Origin of the sequence: Edaphobacter sp. 4G125 (assembly GCF_014274685.1) — a bacterium.
Lineage (GTDB): Bacteria > Acidobacteriota > Terriglobia > Terriglobales > Acidobacteriaceae > Edaphobacter.
Genome location: NZ_CP060393.1, coordinates 1029665 through 1050578 on the forward strand (window position 1 = coordinate 1029665; position 20914 = coordinate 1050578).

At 53.4% G+C, this 20914-nt stretch carries 23 protein-coding genes; 19 read left to right on the top strand and 4 right to left on the bottom strand.

The genetic code is table 11. The features are described from left to right. Window positions 1–42 precede the first annotated feature (42 nt). From H7846_RS04270 to H7846_RS04280, 3 genes are read left to right on the top strand one after another with little or no spacing between them, the layout of a single operon-like run. Window positions 43–468: a hypothetical protein gene (locus tag H7846_RS04270; RefSeq protein WP_186695286.1), complete on the top strand. Its 426-nt coding sequence runs from the start codon at window positions 43–45 to the stop codon at window positions 466–468. Further along, window positions 360–785 (top strand): phage tail assembly chaperone, encoded by a 426-nt coding sequence (locus H7846_RS04275; protein WP_186696169.1) that lies wholly within the window; start codon window positions 360–362, stop codon window positions 783–785. Before H7846_RS04270 ends, H7846_RS04275 begins: the two co-directional genes overlap by 109 nt. Further along, window positions 785–3373, top strand: a complete 2589-nt coding sequence (locus tag H7846_RS04280; protein WP_186695287.1) for a coiled-coil domain-containing protein — start codon at window positions 785–787, stop codon at window positions 3371–3373. The genes H7846_RS04275 and H7846_RS04280 overlap by 1 nt, the downstream gene beginning before the upstream one ends. A 1-nt stretch (window position 3374) precedes the next feature. Here H7846_RS04280 and H7846_RS04285 read toward each other — a convergent pair whose 3' ends face one another. After that, window positions 3375–4094, bottom strand: coding sequence for a hypothetical protein (locus H7846_RS04285; RefSeq protein ID WP_186695288.1), 720 nt, complete (start codon window positions 4092–4094; stop codon window positions 3375–3377). Window positions 4095–4149: 55 nt separating this feature from the next. Here H7846_RS04285 and H7846_RS04290 point away from each other — a divergent pair, with 55 nt between their 5' ends. The 11 genes from H7846_RS04290 to H7846_RS04340 all read left to right on the top strand — a co-directional run bounded on the left by H7846_RS04290 (window position 4150) and on the right by H7846_RS04340 (window position 13531). Beyond that, a complete protein-coding gene (locus tag H7846_RS04290; RefSeq protein ID WP_186695289.1) occupies window positions 4150–4512 on the top strand; it encodes a hypothetical protein in 363 nt (120 codons plus the stop codon). After that, window positions 4509–5159 (top strand): phage minor tail protein L, encoded by a 651-nt coding sequence (locus H7846_RS04295; protein WP_186695290.1) that lies wholly within the window; start codon window positions 4509–4511, stop codon window positions 5157–5159. The genes H7846_RS04290 and H7846_RS04295 overlap by 4 nt, the downstream gene beginning before the upstream one ends. Next, window positions 5156–5530: a C40 family peptidase gene (locus H7846_RS04300; RefSeq protein WP_186695291.1), complete on the top strand. Its 375-nt coding sequence runs from the start codon at window positions 5156–5158 to the stop codon at window positions 5528–5530. The genes H7846_RS04295 and H7846_RS04300 overlap by 4 nt, the downstream gene beginning before the upstream one ends. Further along, window positions 5527–8109: a phage tail protein gene (locus H7846_RS04305; RefSeq protein WP_186695292.1), complete on the top strand. Its 2583-nt coding sequence runs from the start codon at window positions 5527–5529 to the stop codon at window positions 8107–8109. Before H7846_RS04300 ends, H7846_RS04305 begins: the two co-directional genes overlap by 4 nt. 38 nt (window positions 8110–8147) lie before the next feature. Beyond that, window positions 8148–10382: an SGNH/GDSL hydrolase family protein gene (locus tag H7846_RS04310; RefSeq protein WP_186695293.1), complete on the top strand. Its 2235-nt coding sequence runs from the start codon at window positions 8148–8150 to the stop codon at window positions 10380–10382. 70 nt (window positions 10383–10452) lie between these two features. Further along, window positions 10453–10737, top strand: a complete 285-nt coding sequence (locus H7846_RS04315) for a hypothetical protein (protein ID WP_186695294.1) — start codon at window positions 10453–10455, stop codon at window positions 10735–10737. Further along, the gene (locus tag H7846_RS04320) at window positions 10718–11326 is read left to right on the top strand and encodes a hypothetical protein (protein ID WP_186695295.1); all 609 of its coding nucleotides are present in this window, start codon (window positions 10718–10720) and stop codon (window positions 11324–11326) included. The genes H7846_RS04315 and H7846_RS04320 overlap by 20 nt, the downstream gene beginning before the upstream one ends. A gap of 13 nt (window positions 11327–11339) precedes the next feature. After that, on the top strand, window positions 11340–11540 hold the full coding sequence (locus tag H7846_RS04325) for a hypothetical protein (protein ID WP_186695296.1): 201 nt from the start codon (window positions 11340–11342) through the stop codon (window positions 11538–11540). Between the two features lie 102 nt (window positions 11541–11642). Then, window positions 11643–11924 carry a hypothetical protein gene (locus tag H7846_RS04330; protein ID WP_186695297.1) on the top strand — a complete coding sequence of 94 codons (282 nt, stop codon included), beginning with the start codon at window positions 11643–11645 and terminating at the stop codon, window positions 11922–11924. Continuing rightward, a complete protein-coding gene (locus H7846_RS04335) occupies window positions 11924–13207 on the top strand; it encodes a helix-turn-helix domain-containing protein (RefSeq protein ID WP_186695298.1) in 1284 nt (427 codons plus the stop codon). Before H7846_RS04330 ends, H7846_RS04335 begins: the two co-directional genes overlap by 1 nt. Then, window positions 13208–13531, top strand: a complete 324-nt coding sequence (locus H7846_RS04340; RefSeq protein ID WP_186695299.1) for a dATP/dGTP diphosphohydrolase domain-containing protein — start codon at window positions 13208–13210, stop codon at window positions 13529–13531. 10 nt (window positions 13532–13541) lie between these two features. Here the strand turns inward: H7846_RS04340 and H7846_RS04345 are convergent, their stop codons facing one another. Further along, window positions 13542–13910, bottom strand: coding sequence for a hypothetical protein (locus H7846_RS04345; protein ID WP_186695300.1), 369 nt, complete (start codon window positions 13908–13910; stop codon window positions 13542–13544). A gap of 540 nt (window positions 13911–14450) precedes the next feature. Here H7846_RS04345 and H7846_RS18100 point away from each other — a divergent pair. The 3 genes from H7846_RS18100 to H7846_RS04360 all read left to right on the top strand — a co-directional run bounded on the left by H7846_RS18100 (window position 14451) and on the right by H7846_RS04360 (window position 16299). After that, window positions 14451–14633, top strand: coding sequence for a ribbon-helix-helix domain-containing protein (locus H7846_RS18100; protein WP_186695301.1), 183 nt, complete (start codon window positions 14451–14453; stop codon window positions 14631–14633). A gap of 194 nt (window positions 14634–14827) precedes the next feature. After that, window positions 14828–15637, top strand: a complete 810-nt coding sequence (trpC, locus tag H7846_RS04355) for an indole-3-glycerol phosphate synthase TrpC (RefSeq protein ID WP_186695302.1) — start codon at window positions 14828–14830, stop codon at window positions 15635–15637. Beyond that, window positions 15634–16299 (top strand): phosphoribosylanthranilate isomerase, encoded by a 666-nt coding sequence (locus H7846_RS04360; protein ID WP_255460833.1) that lies wholly within the window; start codon window positions 15634–15636, stop codon window positions 16297–16299. The genes trpC and H7846_RS04360 overlap by 4 nt, the downstream gene beginning before the upstream one ends. 13 nt (window positions 16300–16312) lie before the next feature. On the opposite strand, the gene H7846_RS04365 is transcribed toward H7846_RS04360, so the two are convergent. Both H7846_RS04365 and H7846_RS04370 read right to left on the bottom strand, forming a co-directional pair. Next, the gene (locus H7846_RS04365) at window positions 16313–16468 is read right to left on the bottom strand and encodes a hypothetical protein (RefSeq protein ID WP_186695303.1); all 156 of its coding nucleotides are present in this window, start codon (window positions 16466–16468) and stop codon (window positions 16313–16315) included. A 101-nt stretch (window positions 16469–16569) separates the two neighbouring features. Continuing rightward, entirely contained in the window at window positions 16570–18657 is a 2088-nt protein-coding gene (locus tag H7846_RS04370) for a prolyl oligopeptidase family serine peptidase (protein WP_186695304.1), read from the bottom strand. Between the two features lie 160 nt (window positions 18658–18817). On the opposite strand from H7846_RS04370, the gene H7846_RS04375 reads away from it, so the two are divergent. After that, window positions 18818–19834, top strand: coding sequence for a LacI family DNA-binding transcriptional regulator (locus H7846_RS04375; RefSeq protein WP_186695305.1), 1017 nt, complete (start codon window positions 18818–18820; stop codon window positions 19832–19834). Between the two features lie 39 nt (window positions 19835–19873). Then, window positions 19874–20845, top strand: coding sequence for a carbohydrate kinase family protein (locus tag H7846_RS04380; RefSeq protein WP_186695306.1), 972 nt, complete (start codon window positions 19874–19876; stop codon window positions 20843–20845). The last annotated feature ends 69 nt before the right edge of the window (window positions 20846–20914 follow it).

Below are 20914 nucleotides of genomic sequence, written 5' to 3' on the forward strand. Positions count from 1 at the left end.
TCTCTGGGCAAGAGCACCCCGGTTTTTTAGATGAGGTGATTTATGGGAAACACGATTGCAGGGCGAGTACACCTTGATATCGGCGGAAAACGTCGGACGCTTGCTTGTGACATGAATGCTGGAGAAGTTCTGTTCAATCAGCGCGGCGAGCACTGGGTGTTGTGGCTTATTGAGCGGTTTGTGGGGACTCCCGTTCGTGACAGCGGCAAGGTGGTTAGTTATCGGCGCGAGAAGATGTCTCCTGTGGATGAGATAGCAACCCTGTACGCCTTGCTGGCCACAGATCGCGAAGACACAGGAATTGAGGACAGTGAAAAAGTGCTACGTCGCTCAGTCGGCATGTTCAACCGGCAAGACGTATCCGACGCCATCACGAAAGCCATACTTGCGAGCTTTGGTGTACCGGGGGAAGACGTCGAGGTCGTCGCGGACGCGGCGGACGCGCCTCGTGGAAACGCAGCCGCGTAAACGCCTGGAACTGGCATAAGGTTCTCAAGGTTGGACTTGTCGAACTTGCTCTCACTCCGGAGCGGTTCTGGAGAACTACTCTGGCCGAGTGGAGAGTGATGCTCGACGGTCTTGTCGATACACAGGCAACCGATATGCGCAAACGGGCGTGGGAGCTTTCTCACCTGTTGGTAGCTGCGGGATGCAAGCCCGAAAAGGTTACCGTAGCGAAGCTGCTGGGCGAGAAGGAGAGGCCACAGCGCGACCCGCACGCACGCGCAAAGCGTGATGCTGAGCGCATCTTCAAAGCGATTCACAAAGGACGGCAGGAGGGGTAATGGCTGGCTCTGGAGTAACAATCGTCATCGCCGGTCAGGACAACACTGACAAGGTGTTCAACCAGATTCAGGCTAATCTCAAGAGGACCGAGGAGAGGGCGCACGAGACTGAAAGCGCCCTTTCTCGGCTTGGAGAGAAGGGGAAGCAATCCTTAGAGTTGATTGGGATAGCACTTGGTGTCCGCGAGGTTATTGCGAGCTTCAAGGAAGCGGTACATGCTGCTTTGGAATATGGCGAAGCGATCAATGACGCCAGTACAAAGACTGGGCTTACGACAGAAACACTGTCTGTATTGCGCTATGCGGCCACTCAAGCGGGAGTAGACTTTGAGGGCGTATCCAATGCGGTGGCAAAGATGGATAAAACCATCGCTGCTGCTGCTAACGGAAATAGGCAGGCGTCGGCTATTCTGTCCGCCATCGGCTTGAACGCGTCCGACCTCGCAGATAGGGTTGACGGGGCGGAGATTGCATTCAAACGGGTTGCTCAGACCATAGGGGCCACAGAAAACCCGATTCGCAGAGTAGAGTTGGCTACCAGTCTTTTCGGAAAGTCTGGTGCCAATCTTATCGAGACGCTTATCAATATCGGTAACAATTGGGATGCGTTTCAAGAAAAGACCAGTCGGCGGGGATTGCTGCTCTCTCCCGAAATGGCGGAACGCCTTGAGGCTGCAAATAAGGCTCTAAAGGATTTAGATCAGGCTGCTCGGGGTACTAGTATTCGCCTTACCTCGGCTCTGGCCCCGGCCATTGAGCTGATAACCAATGCGTTCATTGATGCGACGAATGGTGGACAGACATGGACTGAGTTGGGGAAGAAGATCGGAGCTTTTGCGCTGACTACGGCGGAAGACTTCGCGTTGCTAGCTAAATACATACGGCTGGCGAAGGCGGAATATGACTCGTGGTCGTCGCATATTGATGCGATTGGAGACAAGGTTGATTCAAAGATAGGGTTTACGGCGTCTCAGCGTGCCAAATCTCAAAGCAAATATGAAAACGATATAAAGCGTTCCCTGGATGCAGCTCAAGAGTATCGGAATGCGAGTAACGATTACGAGAAGGCCAGAGGTGCCATTCTAGAGGCGATAAAAAAGACCACGGAGGATTCCTCCCAGGGGAAAGGAGATCTAAAAACTAAGCCCAAGCCTGGCGGTTTTGGTGGGGCGGGTGATGTTGGCGAACAAGACAAGCTGGAAGCTGCTCGCAAGCAGCGTGATGCCGCGCTTCTTCATCTCGCTGAGCAGGGCGAAAGCCTGCGCCAGCAGCGGGCTCGTAACGCGCAGGAGGTTGCTCTCGCTCAGCTTGAGAATGACCACAAACAGCAGCTCATCTCAGATGAGGATTACTACGCTCAGAAGCTCTCTATACAGAATGCGTCGTATGACCAGCAGCTCGCGGCTGCGAAGACGAAGATTGCCCAGATCAACGATGCAATCTCGAAGTTGCAAGCCGATGAGAGAAGGCAAGGCGCGGGAACTTCCAAAGGACTTGAGGATGCGTCGAAGATAGCGGACCTTCAAACGAAGCGCTTGCAGGTTGAGGGCGAGATCGCGAAGATTCAGACACAGGCCGCTAAAGATCAAAAGGAGTCCGCGCAGAGCGTCTATGGGCTTGCCCGTAAGAGGCTTCAATTGTCGGATGAGCTTGCGGCTAAGGTAGAGGCTCAGCACGGCCTTTCCGTCGATGCCCGTCTCAAGCAGAACGACGATCAGTACGCGATTGAACGAGAAAAGCTCGTCTTGGAGTATGGCGCGAACTCTGTCGAGGTTGGAAATGCCGACCAGATCGACAAGGCTCGGCGCGACCGGATCGCAGCTTCACTTCCAGAGGCGCAATCTGGTGTCGATATAGCGGGAATCAGTGCGCGTCGAAGTGGCGTTGCTGGTGCCCGCGCTCGCGGTGCCATCACCACGCTGGATGCCAAGCGCCAGATGATTGAACTGGATCGCGAAGAGGCTAGAGCGCTTCAGCCTGTCCTAGAAGCCTATCAGCGCTTAGCTGACGATGACGGCGACCTGGAAGCGGCGAAGAAGGTTGTTGAGCTTCAAGAGCAGATTCGGGATCTGAATTCACCGATTGACGACGTTGCGCAGAATATACGCGAAGGGTTAGACGGAGCGTTTGAGGGGCTCTTCGACAATATCGCTGCCGGTAAGAACGCCCTTGAAGGTTTCGCGCACGACGTAGAGCGAATCCTGAGTGACGCCGTTTATAAGCAGTACGTCGAGCCACTCATACAAAATATGCTAGCGGGGGTTATGCCCGGAGCCTCTGGCAATGGTTCGTCGTTGCCGAATGCTCAGACCGCAGGTAATCCCGGAGCTGTGCCGAAGGGCCTCAACGCTGGTGCGATCCTCGGTGGGCTCATCCCTGGTCTGGCGAAAGGACCGGCCACGACCGGCAATGCGTCGAAGGGTACGGGGATGAATGTCACTGTAACTCTCGTCAACGACAGCGATACTCAGCTAAAGATTGGCGACATCATGAAGCAAGGCGGGACAGACCTCGATAAGTTCGAGGCCCTGTTTGCGAAAAGCTTTGGAAGTGGTGGGATTGTTCGCCAGCTCATGATGGGATCGTAACTCAGATACGAATGCCGTTGGCGTAAACATATCTCCAGTTCGCTTCCCAGTTAGGGCCAAAGCGCTCTCTGGCTATTTGGTTCACTGTCTTCTCGGCCTCTAGTTTGGAGCGTTTCACGTTCGCACTGTGGATCAAAAGGTAATAGGGGTATGCGTACCTTTCGGCGACTGGCCTTCCCATGATGGCCAGGTCGCCTCCACGCATCCGCTGAACGAAGAATACGAACCCGTTGACAATACGCTGCGAGCGGAACCCAGATTTTCCGTTACCCTGGCGTACTGGAAAGCGTCCAGCCGATGCACCGAGAAGCGCTTTGGGGCGAAGCTCAGCAGGTATCACGCCGGAGGCCATGCGACGGAGGTACTTCGTCGGTACTGCAAGGTATTGATGGCCCCCGTATGGAACTTTCGTCCCGCCCGATTCCTGTCGGCCAAGGTAATCAGGAGCACCGGTCTTGCGGTTAGCCGTGTCGGTATGGACATCGGCCTCAATCCTGCCATTGTTGCCTTTCTTGTCGGCTGGTTTGAAACGGACGCCGCGAACAGTCCATTCGTTACGCAGTGTGAACGCCTGGCGCACGTTGCGCTGCACGCCTGCCTGCGCGTCTTTCGCCGTGTCGGTGAGAGTCTTGGCGGTGACGAATGGCAATTGCTTCTCTTCAAAATTTCGTCTTCCTGCGACGTACTGGCTGATGTCTAGTTTGACTTTGAATGTCGGCACGACTGCATCATGCCAAGATTTCCCCGATTTTCGCCAATAGAGAGATAAGTGGGGTATGCCGGTGTTTCCCCAACTGTCTCGTGCGCCAAAGATGGCGGTGGAGGAGAAATTTGAGGACTCTACAATCCGCGACGAGGTGGAGGGCGGATTCGTCTTCACGCGGCCTCGATACGTTCGTCTTCGTGAAACCAGAAAGATTCCCTATGAACACTGCACGGCGATAGATCGGGCGGTAGTCAAGGATTTCTATCGACAGGTCGGCGGGTGGGCTTCGTTCACTTACACGGATCGACGCGTTCCTAATATGGCCCCCGAGGTTATGACGGTGCGCTTCAAAAGCCCTCCAGAAATCAAGGATGGCGGCTGGGCGCGAGGAGAGAAGCGCTTCATTATCACGATTGAGATTGAGCAGGTATGAGCCTCAATAATATTTCAGTCGCTGCCAACTTGGAGAAGAGCAAGCTGGCCAGCTCTGATCCTTGGTATGCGCTCGTAAAGATCACCTGGCCTAGCGGCGAGGTGATACGACTCGTCAGGAATACCGATGATATTCCGTTCGACTGTGGCGACGGGGTTGGTGTGCAGGCGTATACGGCTTTCAATTGGGAGTTTGACGCTCTGGATGAGAAGTCTGACGGCTCTATTCCCACGTGGGCCGTGAAGTGCTCGAACGTGAATCGATCGATGGAATCTTTGATTGAGAAGTACGGTGGAGGTGTCGGAGGCCACGTTGCCATTTTCATTGTGAATGCGGCTAGGATGAAGCGCGAACCCGAGATCGAGCTTTACTTTGACATCGTTGAAAGCTCCACGAATTCAAAGCAGGTATCTTTCACGCTCGGCGCGGCAAGCCCCTTCCGTATTATGTACCCTCGCCACGCCTACTCTCCTGATCGTTGTATATGGCAGTACAAATCGGTTCAGTGTGGTTATACAGGGGCTATTGCGACTTGCTCGCTACAGTTGGGCGGAACGAACGGGTGTCGCGCTCACTCGAATCAGGCGCGGTTTGGAGCGTTTCCGGGGATTGATTCCAATGGTGTGAGGTCTGTACAGATCAAATGATCGTAGATGACCTCATTGGAAAACCATACAGGCTGGGCGGGCGTGGTCCTGATGGATATGATTGCGCGGGACTCGTCGTCGAGTTGCTGTGTCGGAGGAACATCCCGATTCGCATACCGGACACGACGGACAGTCGAACGCGAAACGTCATCGCCATGCAGACAATTCTCGCGGCGCGATGGGCCGGAGTAGAGAAACCGTTTCGAGGTTGTCTCGTTTTCTTGAAGCCTGACCATGTAGGCGTCATGGTGAATCGTCGGCAATTTATTCATGCGGCGGAAGACATCGGGCAGGTCTGCATTGAGTATCTCGATAGCGGCGTGTGGAGGCCGCGATTCGACGGATTTTATGAGTATGTGGGGGCGCGATGAAGTTAGTAGTGTGCCGGAATCCCTTCGACCCGACGAAGGATCGGACTGAGGTCGAAGTCGAACAGGACGGCATTGAGGCGAAGCTCGACGAGCTAGCAATCGTTCGCAGCCGTAACGTTCTCTGCTTGAACGGTGAAGTGCTTCCCCCGGAGCGCAGCCTGGCGACCCTTGGACCTGATGACTACCTGACTGTCGTTCCGAAGCTGGAGAATAGCACGCTCCGAATCATCGCTCAGATTGGAGTTGCTGCTGCTGCTATCTTCGCCTCTGGACCTCTAGGTGCTTGGCTCTCGGCCAGTCTGTTCACATCTTTGACAAGCGCTCAGGGGGTGGCGCTCGCCGCTTCGCTTATCAGTGTCGGTGGCAATCTTTTGATTGCTGGTATTTCATCTCTCTTTCAGAAGAAGCCGGTTCCATCCTATGGATGGAATGGTCCTCAGACGACTGGGCAGAGTGGGCTACCCATCCCTAAAGGATTCGGCATAATGCGGTCTGCCGGGAATATCGTGATGAGTTGGGTCGATCTACAAAACGCGGATACCGACGAGCACACCAATGATGACGGTGCGAACGACATTGGCCGGATGTGGATGAATATCCTCGTGTGTTTCGGATTCGGCCCGGCCAAGTCGATCAGCAATATCAGAATCAACGATAAGGATGTCGCCAGTTATTCCGATGTCGCCTATTTCACGCGGCTTGGGACAAATGATCAGACTGCGCAGACCGTTTACGACCCGTCCTGGCGAATCCTAAACCAGACGACAAATGGCACTGCTCCTAACACTAGGCCATTCACGAGCTTTGATCGCATAGTAAACAACTATCCTATTTCTCAGCGCATTCTTAGCGGAGTAACGAACAACTTCATTATCGTGGAGGGTCAGAGGAGCGATACGCAACAGCTAGAAGTTGTTGTACAGTTTCCGCAAGGCGTGTGGCGTATCGACGGCAATGGTGAGCTGCAACGCCTCTGTATCTACTACGACATCTACTACCGCACGGTCGCTCCTGGCCGCACTAGTTTCGGCGCGTGGGTTCTCGGAAGCTCTCACGGATACATCAATGTGAGGCAGTCGATTCTCCGTCAGATAACTACGATAAACGGTCTTGCGGCAGGAATGTACGATATCAAGGTCGTCAAGCGTGGCTCCGGCGCTGTCAATAACCCGATGGATGCCTATGAGCACGAGTCGAACAAGTTTGGCGATGAAATATGGATTGAGTCGGTGCAGGAAACATGCTTCGATACCCTCACCTATCCGAACATGATCTTGCTAGGTATGAGGATCATGGCAACTGACCAACTCGCGGGGAGCAATCTTCAGATCAGTGCAGACGTTGAATATGGGGCGAGGATGCCTCGTCCTGCGCAGCTTGCTGCATACAATGACGACAATCCCGCTGTCGTTGCATATGACATCCACGCTGACCCTCTTGTCGGTGGCGGTTCGAGTACAGGAAATATCGACGTCAATGCCCTTCAAGATTGGGCTGACCTGTGCAATACGTTGGTCAATAACGGTATAGGAGGCACACAAAAACTCGCTGTATTCAACGGCGTTTTCGATCAGGACGGTAAGACTGTTTGGGATGCTTTTCAGAGTGTTTGTGTGATGAGCAGAGCAACTGCCATTCAAGTTGGCACGAAGGTCAGTGTTGCCTTGGATCGCCCCGAGGATCCGGTCCAGATGTTCCATATGGGCAACATCCTGAAGGACAGCTATTCCACGAAATACCTCCCTCTCTCCGACCGCGCTCAGGAGGTTGATGTCGACTACGCGAACGCTGCCGACAACTATAAGACTCGCACCCCGCTCCGCGTCATTACGCTCGAAGACCAAGGAAGCTCGGAAGTTCTCAAGCGTACACGTGTCAATCTGCTAGGTTGCACAAACTCTCAGCAGGCATGGTATTGGGCGTATCATCGCCTGCTTGAGAACAAGATAAAGCTCCGCACCCATACGTGGGATTCACCCGCTCAGGCTATCGTCTGCCGGATTGGTAATGTGGCCTGGTTGCAGCACGACGTACCGCAATGGGCGAATGGTGGTCTTATGCTTGGTGGAACTTCGAGCGCTGTAACTCTTGATCGCTCCGACTATGACTACTCTCCCTCGGGTGGGTATACGCTCACCGTTGTGCATCCTATTCTGTGGCGTCAGACGCTTTCCGTGAGTAATGTCTCGGGAAATGTTGTCAGCCTCACCGGGTTCAATTCATCTGTGCGCGTGATGAGGGCTGTGAAGGGTGATGTGGATGTCGCCATTACTGATATTGGCTCTGGATCGATTACGGTGGAGGATGCCAGCCAGTTCCATAACGGCGACACGATCCAGCTTTACGATACGGATGCCATCGAGACGGTGAGCGTCACTGGTTACAGCAACGGCGTAGCGAGCGTTTCTCCTTCTCTCTCGGCCACGCCAACTCCGTATGCTGGTTACATCTACCAGTCCTCGACTAAGAAGGCAATCAAGGTGAGGATCAGCGGTATCAAGCGGACGGGAGACCAGAAGTTCACGATTACTGCGATGGATTATGTGCCGGATGTCTACAACGTTCCGGCTCCGCTCTAATTTTGCTTGGTTTTCGCTGATGGCGGCATAACTGTGCTATGGCTTCGCAATTGAAGATTGTCGCTCAGAATTGCCTCCGTCAGGCTGGTGGGGATTTTATTACCGCAGGTACTTTCTCGGTCGTCGGGACCGACGTTTTAGGGAGGCCGATTCCAGTCAGCGACTCGGCGGGGAATCAGTTCACGGCAACTCCATCGGTTCGCCAGATCAATAACGGGTCAATCGCCGGTCCCGACTTGAATATCCCGAATCCTGAGACATCGAGTCCGCGAAACTATCGGGTGCAGATCAAAATTGTCGACCAGAGCGGCCAGGTTTATACGACAACGACCTATCCGAATTGCCCCGTCAGCGATAGCGGTAGTGGAACGTGGAACTTCGCATCCATGAAGACGGGCTCCGGAAATCCAAACGCGCTTGTCGTTCAGGGGGCACAGGGTTTTTCCGCATACGATCTTGCTGGAGGGGATGCGGCTTGGGGTTCAATGGCGAGTTGGCTCGTCTCCCTGAAGGGCTTGCCGGGTGATGTCAGCTCCCCCCAGTTGTATAGTGCGGTTCTCCCGTTGGGGGGATATTACGACACAAATAGCGTTGGTGTATTGAATATCGTGCGCGCAACGCGCACCCCGAATGACTCAAGTTACTATACGATGATCGACAAGCAGGCAACCGCCGTTCTGGGCGATCTGGCTTCGGTGAGTACTGTATTGGGTAGCCCCACGGACCCGAATACTCCCGTTGCGGGGTCTAAGATTCAATTTGTCATCGCTTCAGTGGATTCGTCTACTACCCCCGTCAAGGCGACGATTACTGATACCTTCACTTGCACGGTAAAAGGCAATGGCCAGAACGATTTCTATGCAGGAACCGACTTCGATCCGAGGACCGTTCCTGCCGGATCGTGTATCGGTGTCGTGTCTAGGGTAGAGGACCCGGTCTATTATGGTGGTGGTGGCAGGAAATTGTGGTTATTCAACCAGAACACCCCTGTAGTCGTTTCTTCCACTCCTTATAACGTCAATGACAATGGGAACTCTTTCAATTGCCAGATGACGATTCGTCTGCGCACGTCCACGCAGAAGGTTCCATCTCCTTCTCAGATTGCACAGGTTGCCTCGACCAATAAGAACGCAAAACGAACTGTGCTTTACGACACCACATTTTCGGGGACAGCGTTGCCTGTAGGATGGACCGCGACTTCGGGGTGGGCTGCGAGTGATGGCCTCGTATCTCCTGCGAGTGGACAAGGGTACAGCTCAATTGCTTACCAGCAGTCCACCTACAACGTCGAGCAGCGTACTACACGTATTCTGTTTTCTCCGCTGGCTTCTAACACTACCGTTGCTGTCGGGGCGCGCAACGAAACTAACATCAGTGATCCATCTTTTGGGACGTTGGTCCTTGTTGATTGCGCAAATGGCAAACTGACTATTTCACAGAAGTGGAACGGCTCTGCTGATCCTGGCACGAATACTTCGGTCAATATACCGTTTGCAATAACGGTAGGAACTAAATATTGGCTGTCCGTGTATTGCAACAAGCAGGAGATTACGGCCACACTTGCCGACCCAATAACAGCGCAGACGATATCGGTACATGTTGGCAACAATTCTACGGATACAGGACAGAGGCCAGCATACGGTCTGATGATTGATTGGTTTGCGGCGGTGGCTCCTGCTGGCCAGTACAAGATATTCAGGATGCAGGTGCTGGCAGAATCGGTAAAGCCTCGTGTTTATATTGCCGGTGACTCGATAACTTATGGGTTAGGCGTGGCTCGTTCTGCCAGGTGGTCTGAGCAACTCGCGTCGGCAGTTGGCCCGTCCGCAATCATCAGCGCTAGGAGTGGAGACACCTCGTATAACGTGTTAGCAAAAATGACGTCTGAGGTGCCTTTCCTGCTGCCGGACACTGTGGTCATCTTGATTGGGACAAACGATGCTGTAAATGTCTCTAACCTGGTAGCCTTTGCGAACAACCTCTCGCAATCGGTAACGTTTGCTCGAAAATACGCTCAGCGTGTCGTTCTCGGTGTTATCCCTACAGCCACGTCTTCCTATATTCCAACGGCTGCTTACCCACAGTTTGTCTCGGCAATACAATCCGCAGGAGCCGATGCGATTCTCCGCTTTGATCTCGCAACGAGCGTGAACAATGATGGGGTGACGCAAAACGCAACGCTCTTTCAGGGAGACCTTTTGCATCCGAACGCTGCTGGACATGCGGCGATGTATGCCCGTATCGCGGCTGACGCGCCGTGGCTTATTGACTGACAGTAGCCGCCGTTTTGCCGCAATCAAAGATTGTGGTGCATAAACGTCTTGGCAGATGGTGGCCGATGCGATGAGACCAATTCTCCAAACTATGTGGGCGACCGACTTTGATGCCCTAAGAATGAAGCTCATCAGCATTGGCCAGTTTGTCACGTTCGTTGTTACCGCCTGTTCTGTGATCGCCAATGCAATTCCTAAGTACGAGAGTATGGCTCGTCCTAAGCTCCGATGGGTTTGCAGGCAGCTTGCGCGGATCGTAGCTTTTGGTGCTCTCAATTGGCGTCGACAGGTGCATGTTTTAGGGTGGCGAATCTGCCGGGAAGGAGAGGTGCGACGTGATGACGACCATGAATAAAGTGATGGTTGCCTTTCTGATTGGGATGGTGCTCGCCTTTTCGTATGCGCGTGAATTCAAGGCGCGAACAGTCGCCGATGCGCAGCGCGAGGCTAATAAGTCTGCTTCAGATCGTATCGCAGCTAATGAGCAGAAGAATCGGCAGGAGCTTGCGGAAGCCCTGAAGGGGCTTGAAGAGATGAAGCGCCAGGTAAAGACACCCGCTCAGATCGTCCGGGCTCTGCCGAAGGTTGTCGATGTTCCGGCCCCAATTGTTGAGGTCACCCCGGAGCAAGTAAAGGCGGTGAACGCGCTTCCTGATACTCCATCGCGGCTGAAGGATGGCGACCTGATTATCCCCGCTGAATCGGCGAAAGCGTTCTATGACTCGCAGGTCGACTGTAAGGCAAATGCAGTGAAGTTGGCCTCGTGTCAGGTTACGGTTGGCAATCGTGATGCAGAGCTGAGCTTGAAGGATGCGGAGGTAGCTCAGCTCAACATGGTTCTCAAAGGAGGCACTAAATGGGCTCGCGCTAAGGGTGCTCTCAAGTTTATCGGCGTCGGAGTTGTCGTCGGCGCTGCAACCTCAGCATATTTTCTAGCCCGATAGGAGGTGTCGGAGGGTGTTTGTATTCGCCTTGAAGTTGATCCTGGTGTTTGTGATTGCTCTTGCTGCTGGCGTAGCAGCTAAGAAGGCGATTACAAGGCTGGATGCGAAGTACGGATCAGGTGTTATTGACTCCGTTGAGGACGCGGCGGCTAAGGCGGCTCGTTCTGCTGAGAATGCGGTTGTGGAGGCCGCTGAGAAGATCACTGGTCATTGACCTGGTGATGCTGTACGGGTAAGCCGCGCAAAGCCCGACGAAAAGCCTAGAGCGGAGACAGCCGGAGAGACGGCCTCGATTCCTTCCACAATGTGAGGCGCTATGGCTCCGCAAGAAACCCAGAAGCTCGAAGAGATACGTGAGGAACTGGGAGAGTTTCGCGGAGACTTCCGCGTGTTCGTGACAAAGATGCTCGGCGATGATGAGTCGGAGAATAGCGAGGGCCGGGTCCCGAGGCTTGAGCGTGAGGTTGGCCGCTTGAAAAAGCAGGTGTCTCGCCACAACAAGATCATCGCTGGTGTGGCAGGCGTAATCATCTTTCTCAAATGCGTATCGTGGGGCGCGGAATCATACCGCCACGTGCTTGAGGTTATCGGTCGATAATGGGCGCGACTCTTCCAATCAATATGCACCATAAGGTACTAAAGCTCATCGCTGCCGGGAGTACTCACCGGGATATCGCTAAAAAACTTGGCGTGTCGATTAGCTATGTGAGTAAGGTTCGCAACTCGGCTGATAGTGCATCGGACAAGCCCGAGATGAAACGCTCTGACGAAGTGTCCGGGGATAAGTGGAGCATTTCCCTTCCGAAGACGCGGATACACACGCTCGATGAGCTTGTGAGGCAATGCGGTATCGACCTCAACGTTTGGGAGGTTGAACGCTTTGTCTGTAATAAGTGGGAGGTCGGCGCTGCGGACAAGCGCGACGGGGTATTGCGCGGAATCGTAGTTGAGCCACTCTTTCAGGTGAAGGCATTCCTGAAGAAGAAGAAGCACACCTCTGTGATCCTTGCAGACATTGAAAGCCTCAAGAAAGAGGCTCTCAAGTACTCGCCCAAGTTCACTGCGTTCAAGCCTCGTAAATCGTCTGGAACGGGTATCGCGGCTGAACTGTTCAATACAGACCATCATGTGGGAGGTCTGATTTGGGGTAAGGAGACTGGCGGGGATAGCTGGGATAGCAAGCTCGCAATGGAGTCTTGGCGAGACGGCTTCTGTACCCTCATGAATCGGGTCGATGGGTATAGGCCGGAGATGGCCGTCGTGCCTCTTGGAAGCGATCAACAGAACGCCGATAACAAGAATGGGACCACGACCAACCTTACTCCGCAATCGATGGACTCGCGCTTTCAAAAGGTCTATGAACTGTCGAAGGCGGCTTCGAGATTCGCTATTGATACGGCTCTCCAGAAGTATGGTAGAGTTCATGTTCCAATCGTTCCGGGGAATCACGACAGGCTTACGTCCTGGCACCTCGGCGACTACCTGGCCACCTATTACGCGAATTGTCCTGCGGTAACTATCGACAACACTCCTCTCCTCCGGAAGTGGTGGGAGTGGGGCATTGTTATGTTGATGTGGGAGCATGGCGACAAGGGCAAGTTTCCCGACTACGGAAAGATCATGGCCAGCGAGATGCCGGAGATGTGGGGGCGCACAAAATGGCGCGAAGCTCATACAGGCCATCTCCACACGCGACGGGTCTTCGAGGATAAGGGGTACACGGCGCGTATATGCCCGTCACTGAGACCTTCCTGTGCGTGGTCCGCAGAGAACCATCACACTGGATCGATCAGAGCGTCAGAGGCTTTCGTGTGGAGCAAGCTCGAAGGGCTCATCGGACAGGCGACGTATTCAATTCTTCCGAAGTTGAGGGTGGCGTAAGTGGAGAATCAGCAGGCTAAGAAATTCGATGTGGGTAAACCCCCTCTCGGCCTCATCCCCCGGCGAGCACTTGAGGAAGAAGCGCATGTGCTTGACTTCGGCAGACAGAAGTATGGGCCTTGGAACTGGGCAAAGGGAATGGAGTGGTCGCGGTTGATCGATGCAGGTCTCCGCCACATTGCCGCATTCGCAGACGGTGAAGATGTAGACCAGGAGAGCGGTCTGTCTCACCTTGCACACGCTCGGGCCTGTCTTGGCTTCCTACTGGACTACGAGAAAGAACATCCGGAGATGGATGATAGGCGTAAACGTTGTGTTCCGTGACTAAGTGGCGTTATGTTACGAACTTCGCGTCATCCCACTCCGGAAGGCCGATTAGACCGCCAACTTTCTTGAGTTTGTTGGAATCTGGACCAGTACTTATTTCAATTGAGATACGAATGTTGCTTTCCGCTCTCTTTTTACCGAGGGTTGCTCCTCCGGCTACTAATCTGCGGGTTATCTCTTCCTGAGACAGCGCCTTCCCGGCCTCTCTCAGCACCTGGCGAGTAGCTTCGAGGGGGCGCATCTGATAGAAGCGAACTTCTGGGCCGCTCTGCTTATCTAAAGCGTGTTTGTCGTAAGCCTTGAGCATGGCTTCATGAGATTTCAGCTCGGCTTTTAATTTCTCTATTTCGGCTATAAGATCGGCTCTCTGGAACACAACTATATCTCCGGCTAAAATCGCCCGTTATGGGCTAATTGCTTCTGTTAGAAGGCTCAAGACCTCAATCAATCCACGGTAGCGATCCAATAGCTCACTCCGGAATCGTTGGGTCGACCAGCCAATAAAGAATTCGATCAACAACTCAAGTACTGCAAGGCCCGAGACAAGCCTAATGTTTCGGCTGTCAGCGACTATTCTACGACAAATAAGTGTCAAACTTGCGTCTCGCTTATTTGTTGATGTAATTCTTGCAGATAAGTCGCTCGCATACAACGAGTTTTTGTATATTGCACGAATTTCTGAAAACGCCACTCCGTGAAGGTATTTTCCTCCCTCTGATTGCTTTAGTGGACTCAATAGAAAGGGCTTGCTGGTGATGGGGGCTTGCTCTACATAGGAGAAAAAGGCAGATTTCACTACATGGATTCCTTCAGGGAAAAGATAGATAAAGTATCAGTTAGTAACTGTTAGTTACGAATGGTATCGAATGTCTGACTTTTGTCAATAACCAGAGGGGGTTACTGTAAAAAGATGTGAGTGACTAAGAAAAGAGACAATCAGGCGGCGGTCCGGCTTACAGATGCGGAGATGCGCCTACTAGATAAATTGGCGGCTAAACGGGGTCTCCCGCGATCCGCAATGCTGCGATTAGCCTTCCTCGACTATGCTCATAGAAGTGGTGAATTAGAAAAAATCTCTGGGCAGTTAGAGGGCAGATAATTCAGTCAGTTGATGACTTCGTTACAAAAAACAACCGCAGGCGGCGCAGAATACTGCGAATATCGCGCTGTCTGCGGGTTCGAGTCCCCCCTTCGGCACCAAAGATTTTTTGAGGATTGAGTAAAAGGAGCGCTACGGCGCTTCTTTTTTGTTTCTGCCTGTCTATGAAATCTTCAGCACTTAGAATGAGAGATATGCCGACTCGACTGGACGAGATACTTGCTCATACCTCCGCTGTGGTCAAGGAGCGCAAAGCAACAACGAACCTCGCCGCGTTGGAGAAGAAGGCGTTGGCACACACTCCGCGCGGATTTGCGAATCGTCTGCGTAAGGTAAGCGTGAGCCGCCCGGCGATCATCTCGGAGATAAAAAAAGCTTCACCTTCCAAGGGATTGATTCGAGCGGATTTTGATCCGCCAACCCTGGCGAAGGGTTTTGAAGCAGCGGGGGCCGCGGCACTCTCTGTTTTAACCGACGAAAAGTTTTTTCAGGGCTCGTTAGAGGCCCTGGAAGCTGCTTCCGGCAGTGTGCAGATACCGTGCCTGAGGAAGGATTTTATGGTCGATTCTTTCCAGGTTGTTGAGGCGCGAGCCGCTGGAGCCGACGCGATCCTCTTGATTGTTGCTGCGCATACTGATGCGATGTTGGAGCAACTGCGAAAAGAGGCCCAAAGCCTGGCGCTGGATGTGCTCTGCGAGGTTCACTCGGCAGAGGAACTGAAGCGTGCAGTTGGGATGGAGTTCGATGTCATCGGAGTGAACAGTCGCGACCTTCGCACCTTCGAGATGCATCCGGAATTATTGTTCGATCTAGTGAAGGCGATGCCTGCGAATGCAGTTAAAGTCGCAGAGAGTGGCTTGCGCAGCGCGGAGGAGATTGCTGAACTCCGAGATGCCGGTTATGACGCATTTTTGATGGGCGAGACGCTGATGCGACAGCCAGATCCCGGAAGCGCACTGGCAGCGTTGCTCGGGCACTCTTATGCCGAACGAGCGCTGCGATGATGTGGGTCAAAATCTGTGGCAACACGAATCTTGAGGATGCGAAGCTTGCGGCGGAATTGGGAGCTGATGCGCTGGGTTTTGTCTTTGCAGAGAGCAAACGTCGTGTTACCCCGGAGCAGGTGAAAGCGATCACCTCGCATCTGCCTACCCATATTGAACGGGTTGGTGTGGTTTATGGCCACGATGCAGCGCAAATTGCAGAGATCATCGGGGCAGCGGGTCTTAATGGTGTTCAACTCCATGGCGATTTTGATCCGCGTCTTGTAACGCAAGTGAGAGGCTTGCTGGGGAATGAGATCGGCATTATTCAGACGTTGCATTGGGTGGTAGGTTCGGACAGCAGCACACAGATGCGCGCAGAGCTGCGGCAGATTGCCGCAACGAACATGGTCGATCGTGTCCTTATCGACTCACGAGTGGGGAGCGCGGGAGGAGGGACAGGGGTCGCGTTCGACTGGAAGGCGGCTCGCGCTGTCCTGGATGAGTTTGCCGATCAGCTCAAGGTGATTATTGCGGGTGGATTACGCCCTGAAAACGTGAGGGAAGCAATTCAAGAGTTGCATCCCTGGGGAGTGGATGTAGCGAGTGGGGTAGAGATGTCTCCGGGACGAAAAGATCCTGAGAAGCTGGCAACTTTTCTTCGTCTTGCGAAAGGCGTGTAGTAAGGCGTCTTTGCTAGCGGCGATGTGGCTGCGGAGCCCGTTGATGGATCTTGGGTGACCGATCGTGCGCCGTTTGAGTGCGTGTGCGTGTCTCAGTCGTTTTTTGTCCAGCCAAAGCAAAGACAGGGCTAAGTACTAACGAGAGCAGAACGATAGCGCCCAGTTTCATAAAGCCCCTCCCTCCTATTAGAGGCTTCAGAGAGTACTGCGATGCAAAATCGTTTGTCTATTTAACAATTCAAAGTGAACCTGTTTGCGACGTTTTCCAGCTCAGTCGTTCATCCTAAGTTGCTGGTAAAGAAATGCGAACTGATCAGCGACCAGATCGACTCGTTTTGTAAGGGGTGTTCCGGCACCATGGCCAGCACGGGTTTCGATACGAATCAGAATAGGCTTCGGGCCGGACTGTGCTGCCTGCATGGCGGCGGCGAATTTAAAGCTGTGCGCAGGGAAGACGCGATCGTCGTGATCTGCCGTGGAGATGAGAGTTGCAGGATAAGCAACGCCGGGCTTGAGGTTGTGGAGTGGAGAGTAGCGGTAGATTGCTTGAAACTCGCTTTCATCTTCACTCGGTGCGCCATAGTCGGTCTTCCAGGCCCAGCCGATGGTGAACTTGTCGAAGCGAAGCATGTCCATGACTCCCACAGAAGGAAGCGTTGCGGCAAAGAGATCGGGACGTTGAATCTCGCATGCGGCGACAAGTAGCCCGCCATTGCTTCCGCCAGAAATGGCGAGCTTTGCTGGGGCAGTGTACTGATTAGCGATTAGCCATTCAGCCGCAGCGATAAAGTCGTCAAACACGTTTTGCTTGTTAAGTTTTGTGCCTGCCTGGTGCCAGGCCTCGCCATATTCACCCCCGCCACGCAGGCTGGGCTGGGCATAGATGCCTCCCATCTCCATCCACAGCAGGTTACTCGAGGAGAACTCGGGACGAAGAGAGACGTTGAACCCGCCATAGCCATAAAGAAGCGTGGGGTTATTGCCGCTAAGCTGCAGGTCTTTTTTATGGCTGAGAAACATGGGCACGCGCGTGCCATCTTTGCTGGTGTAGAAGACCTGTCGAGTTTCGTATTGCGAAGGATCAAATTTCAATTTCGGCTGACGGTAAACGGTAGAGCGGCGGGTCTTCATGTCGAGGCGATAGATCGTAGCCGGAGTTGTGAAATTGGTGAACTGAAAGAACGTCTCGGTCTCGGTTCGTTTTCCTGCAAAGCCCGCTGCTGTGCCGATTGCGGGCAGTTCAAGCTGATCGATCCGAACGCCTTCCGGGGTGTAGAGTTCGACCACACTCTGTGCATCGGCAAGATAATTTGCAATCAGGGTGTTGTCGATCATGCTGACGCTGTCGAGGTTATGTTGGCTTTCGGGGATTACGGTCTTCCAATGTTCGCGATCCGGTCGCGCGAGATCAACTTCAATGACACGGCCATTTGGTGCATCCAGAGTGGAATGGATCCAGAATCGGGTGCCATCATTATCAATTGGGGCATAGAGAGCATCTGCGGTCGAGGCGATCTCGAGGATAGGAGAATCGGGCTGTTCAAGGTCTTTGACGGAGAGCTGGTTATTTGGACTCGATCCTTTGCTCTGATAGAGGATGAGGTATCGGCCATCGTCAGTGACTGCAGTACCAACGGTCATCTCCTTATCGTCAGGCCGATGGAAGATGAGCTGATCTTCGCTTTGTGGCGTTCCAAGCTTATGGAAGAAGACCTTGTGAAAATAGTTTGCTGACTTAAGGACATCACCTTCCGGAGGATCGTATCCCTCGTAAAAAAAACCGGAGCCGTCTTTAAGCCACGAGGCCGAGCTGAACTTTGACCACTCGATTACATCCGGCAGGTCTTTGCCGGTTGCGACATCGCGGACGTACCACTTGACCCAGTCGGAGCCGGCATCGGCGATGGAGTAAGCAGCGAGATGCCCATCGTCGGAGATGCTGAGTCCACTGATGGCGACAGTGCCGTCGGTGGACATCTGATTGGGATCGAGAAGAACGTTCGGCTCTCCGTCTAATCCTTCGGTCCAATAAATAGTGTTCTGGTTCTGTAGGCCGGAGTTGTAGGAGTAGAAATAGCGTGTGCCGCGGCGCACCGGCGGTGTGTAGCGCTCGAAATTGATCAAATCCAGGAGTCTCTTGTGAATCGTTTCGCGCGCAGGAATGCGGTCGAGGATGCTGCGCGTAAGCTGGTTCTCCTGATCGATCCATTTCTTTACCTCAGCGGAATCGAGATCCTCCATCCAGCGGTAGGGATCGGAAACTTTGACACCGAAATAGCTGTCTACCTGGTCGACTGTGTGGGCCTTTGGATAGGAGATGGCGTTCGTAACGGCAGGGAAATTCTCTATAGGCTTCATCTGGACTCATCTTGTGCGGAACTGGAGGATTTCAGGGGAGGAACTCCCGACATCTTCCGTGGTGTCTGGAATTGTTTTATAAAGGCAAGACCTGTACCGTCAAAGAATCCTTTTTGGGGAACCCGGGCCAGCAAAGGCTCTACGAGAAGAAACGCACCTTATGGCTATTCGTCTTCAGGACATCGCGGATGATCTCAATCTCTCGAAGATGACCATCTCCAAGGTTCTGCGCGGTCAGACGGACGTGAGTGCTGAGACGAAGGCACGTGTTCTGAAGCGCATGAAGGAGCTGAATTATCGCCCGAATATCTCGGCCCGCGGACTTCGTACCGGGCAAACCTACAGCATAGGCATGGTTGTCCCCAGTCTCGCGGATCCTGCTGTGGCGATGATTGCGCGCGGGATGAATGAGGTCTTTCGTTCTGCAAATTATGGCTTGGTGATCTCGTCTGCAGATGGCGATGGAGAGGCGGAAGAGAAGGAAGCGGAGTTGCATCTTTCGCGGCAGGTCGATGCCTTGATCTTCTATCCGAGAAGCGATGCATCCGATGTCCCACCAATTCTAAAGACAACGACGGTACCCGTGGTCTATGTTGGCCCATGCCCTCCGCGAATCCCTGGCCCGAATGTTGGTTTGCGAGAAAACGCTGTGGGCCAGATCGCAGCGGAGCATCTGCTGGAACGTCGATGTCGCCGCATTGCTTATCTACGTGGTCCGCGTACGGCGATTGCGGACCAGCGCTTTGCAGGATTTCTCGAGGCGATGCGAAGTGCAGCTGTTTCTGTTCGACAGGATTGGATTCTGGAGATCCTTCCCTGCGAAAAAGAGTATCGCAGCGGATTTGAGGCGTTGCGCAGGCTTATTACTGCCAAAGGGCGTCCTGATGGAGTGGTGGCGTATACCGATTGGCTTGCTGCAGGAGCACGCGATGCATTGATCGCTGCCGGGATGGAAGTACCTCGGCAGGTTCAGGTGATTGGCTGCGGAAATCAGCGTGATGTGTGTGAGACGGGAGTTGCGCTCACTAGCATAGACCTGGCATATGAGGAAGCGGGCCGCCGGGTGGCGCGTTTGGCACTCAAGCGCATTGGAAGTAAGGGAGAGATGAACCTCCGTGGCATAACTCTTTTGCCGAAGCTGGTGCAGCGAGAGTCCACGCAAAAGATAGATGGCTGATGCCGAGTCTGTTTTCGGCAGGAGAAGAGGATACGGAAGATGGCGCGAACGAATGTTCGATTGTTCGATCTGGTGGTGTTCGGAGAGTTCTTTTCGGACATGATCTTTTATCAGCTCCGGAACCAGCCGCGGTTTGGCGAAGAAGTTAAGACCGATTGTTTTTTGATCGCTCCGGGGGGAGGGCTGGCCACGTCGGCTATTGCAGCCAGTCGACTGGGAAGCACGACCGGCATCATCACCCGTGTGGGCGCAGACGCCAGCGTACTTCCAACGTGGAATGAGATTCTGAAAGAGGGACTGGATGTTACCGCTTGTGAGGTGCGGAAGGACCAGGCGACAGCTCTAACGGCTTCCATCGCATATCAGTCCAACCGCATGATGGTGACGCATGACCCCATCAATCAGAATTTGGAAGAGTTGCTTTCTCAGAAGCTGGTCCTTGAAAAATTGCATCGTTCCAGACACGTTCACTTTGCTTGTGCTTTGCGGCACCCGAGAAGGTGGATCCCGGTTTTAAAAGGCCTGAAAGAAAGTGGAATTACCGTCTCGGCAAATTTTGGATGGAATCCCGATCTTTCGCCAGTTCAGCTTCATTCCATCGTGAAACATTGCGAATTTATCTTTCCTAACGAACACGAAGCCAAGGCGATTACGGGAACACGCGATGCTGTGCGTGCGCTGGAAAAATTGCAGGAGTGGGTGAGGATTCCTGTCGTCAAACTTGGTAGGCGAGGCGCCATGCTGATGGCAGATGGTAAACTCTATCGTCAACAGGCTTTGCCGATTGCCATTGTGGACGCAACTGGCGATGGTGACGCCTTTGATGGAGGGTTTCTTCATGCTTTTCTCCATGGGGGAGACTGGGATGAGTGTTTACGAGCGGGAAATATCTGCGCAAGTCTGTCGGCCTCTCAGCCGGGCGGATCGCAAGGTTTGCCGGGCCCAAAAGAATACAGACATCACCTGTCGATGATGAAGGGCATGTCTGCCCGGAAGAAGATTAAGAAATAAAAAATTAAAAATTGTTGACACGGGTGTCCGGGGCCATCTAATGTTCCGGATAATCCCGTTACCGATAAC

Bases quoted from the DNA above. Each gene is read 5' to 3' on its own strand.
- H7846_RS04370 (WP_186695304.1), bottom strand. From the start codon at position 18,657: ATGAAGCCTATAGAGAATTTCCCTGCCGTTACGAACGCCATCTCCTAT.
- H7846_RS04270 (WP_186695286.1), top strand. From the start codon at position 43: ATGGGAAACACGATTGCAGGGCGAGTACACCTTGATATCGGCGGAAAA.
- H7846_RS04330 (WP_186695297.1), top strand. From the start codon at position 11,643: ATGGCTCCGCAAGAAACCCAGAAGCTCGAAGAGATACGTGAGGAACTG.
- H7846_RS04380 (WP_186695306.1), top strand. From the start codon at position 19,874: ATGGCGCGAACGAATGTTCGATTGTTCGATCTGGTGGTGTTCGGAGAG.
- H7846_RS04305 (WP_186695292.1), top strand. From the start codon at position 5,527: ATGAAGTTAGTAGTGTGCCGGAATCCCTTCGACCCGACGAAGGATCGG.
- H7846_RS04365 (WP_186695303.1), bottom strand. From the start codon at position 16,468: ATGAAACTGGGCGCTATCGTTCTGCTCTCGTTAGTACTTAGCCCTGTC.
- H7846_RS04300 (WP_186695291.1), top strand. From the start codon at position 5,156: ATGATCGTAGATGACCTCATTGGAAAACCATACAGGCTGGGCGGGCGT.
- H7846_RS04295 (WP_186695290.1), top strand. From the start codon at position 4,509: ATGAGCCTCAATAATATTTCAGTCGCTGCCAACTTGGAGAAGAGCAAG.
- H7846_RS04335 (WP_186695298.1), top strand. From the start codon at position 11,924: ATGGGCGCGACTCTTCCAATCAATATGCACCATAAGGTACTAAAGCTC.
- H7846_RS04375 (WP_186695305.1), top strand. From the start codon at position 18,818: ATGGCTATTCGTCTTCAGGACATCGCGGATGATCTCAATCTCTCGAAG.
- H7846_RS04280 (WP_186695287.1), top strand. From the start codon at position 785: ATGGCTGGCTCTGGAGTAACAATCGTCATCGCCGGTCAGGACAACACT.
- H7846_RS04290 (WP_186695289.1), top strand. From the start codon at position 4,150: ATGCCGGTGTTTCCCCAACTGTCTCGTGCGCCAAAGATGGCGGTGGAG.
- trpC (WP_186695302.1), top strand. From the start codon at position 14,828: ATGCCGACTCGACTGGACGAGATACTTGCTCATACCTCCGCTGTGGTC.
- H7846_RS04360 (WP_255460833.1), top strand. From the start codon at position 15,634: ATGATGTGGGTCAAAATCTGTGGCAACACGAATCTTGAGGATGCGAAG.
- H7846_RS04315 (WP_186695294.1), top strand. From the start codon at position 10,453: ATGAGACCAATTCTCCAAACTATGTGGGCGACCGACTTTGATGCCCTA.
- H7846_RS04310 (WP_186695293.1), top strand. From the start codon at position 8,148: ATGGCTTCGCAATTGAAGATTGTCGCTCAGAATTGCCTCCGTCAGGCT.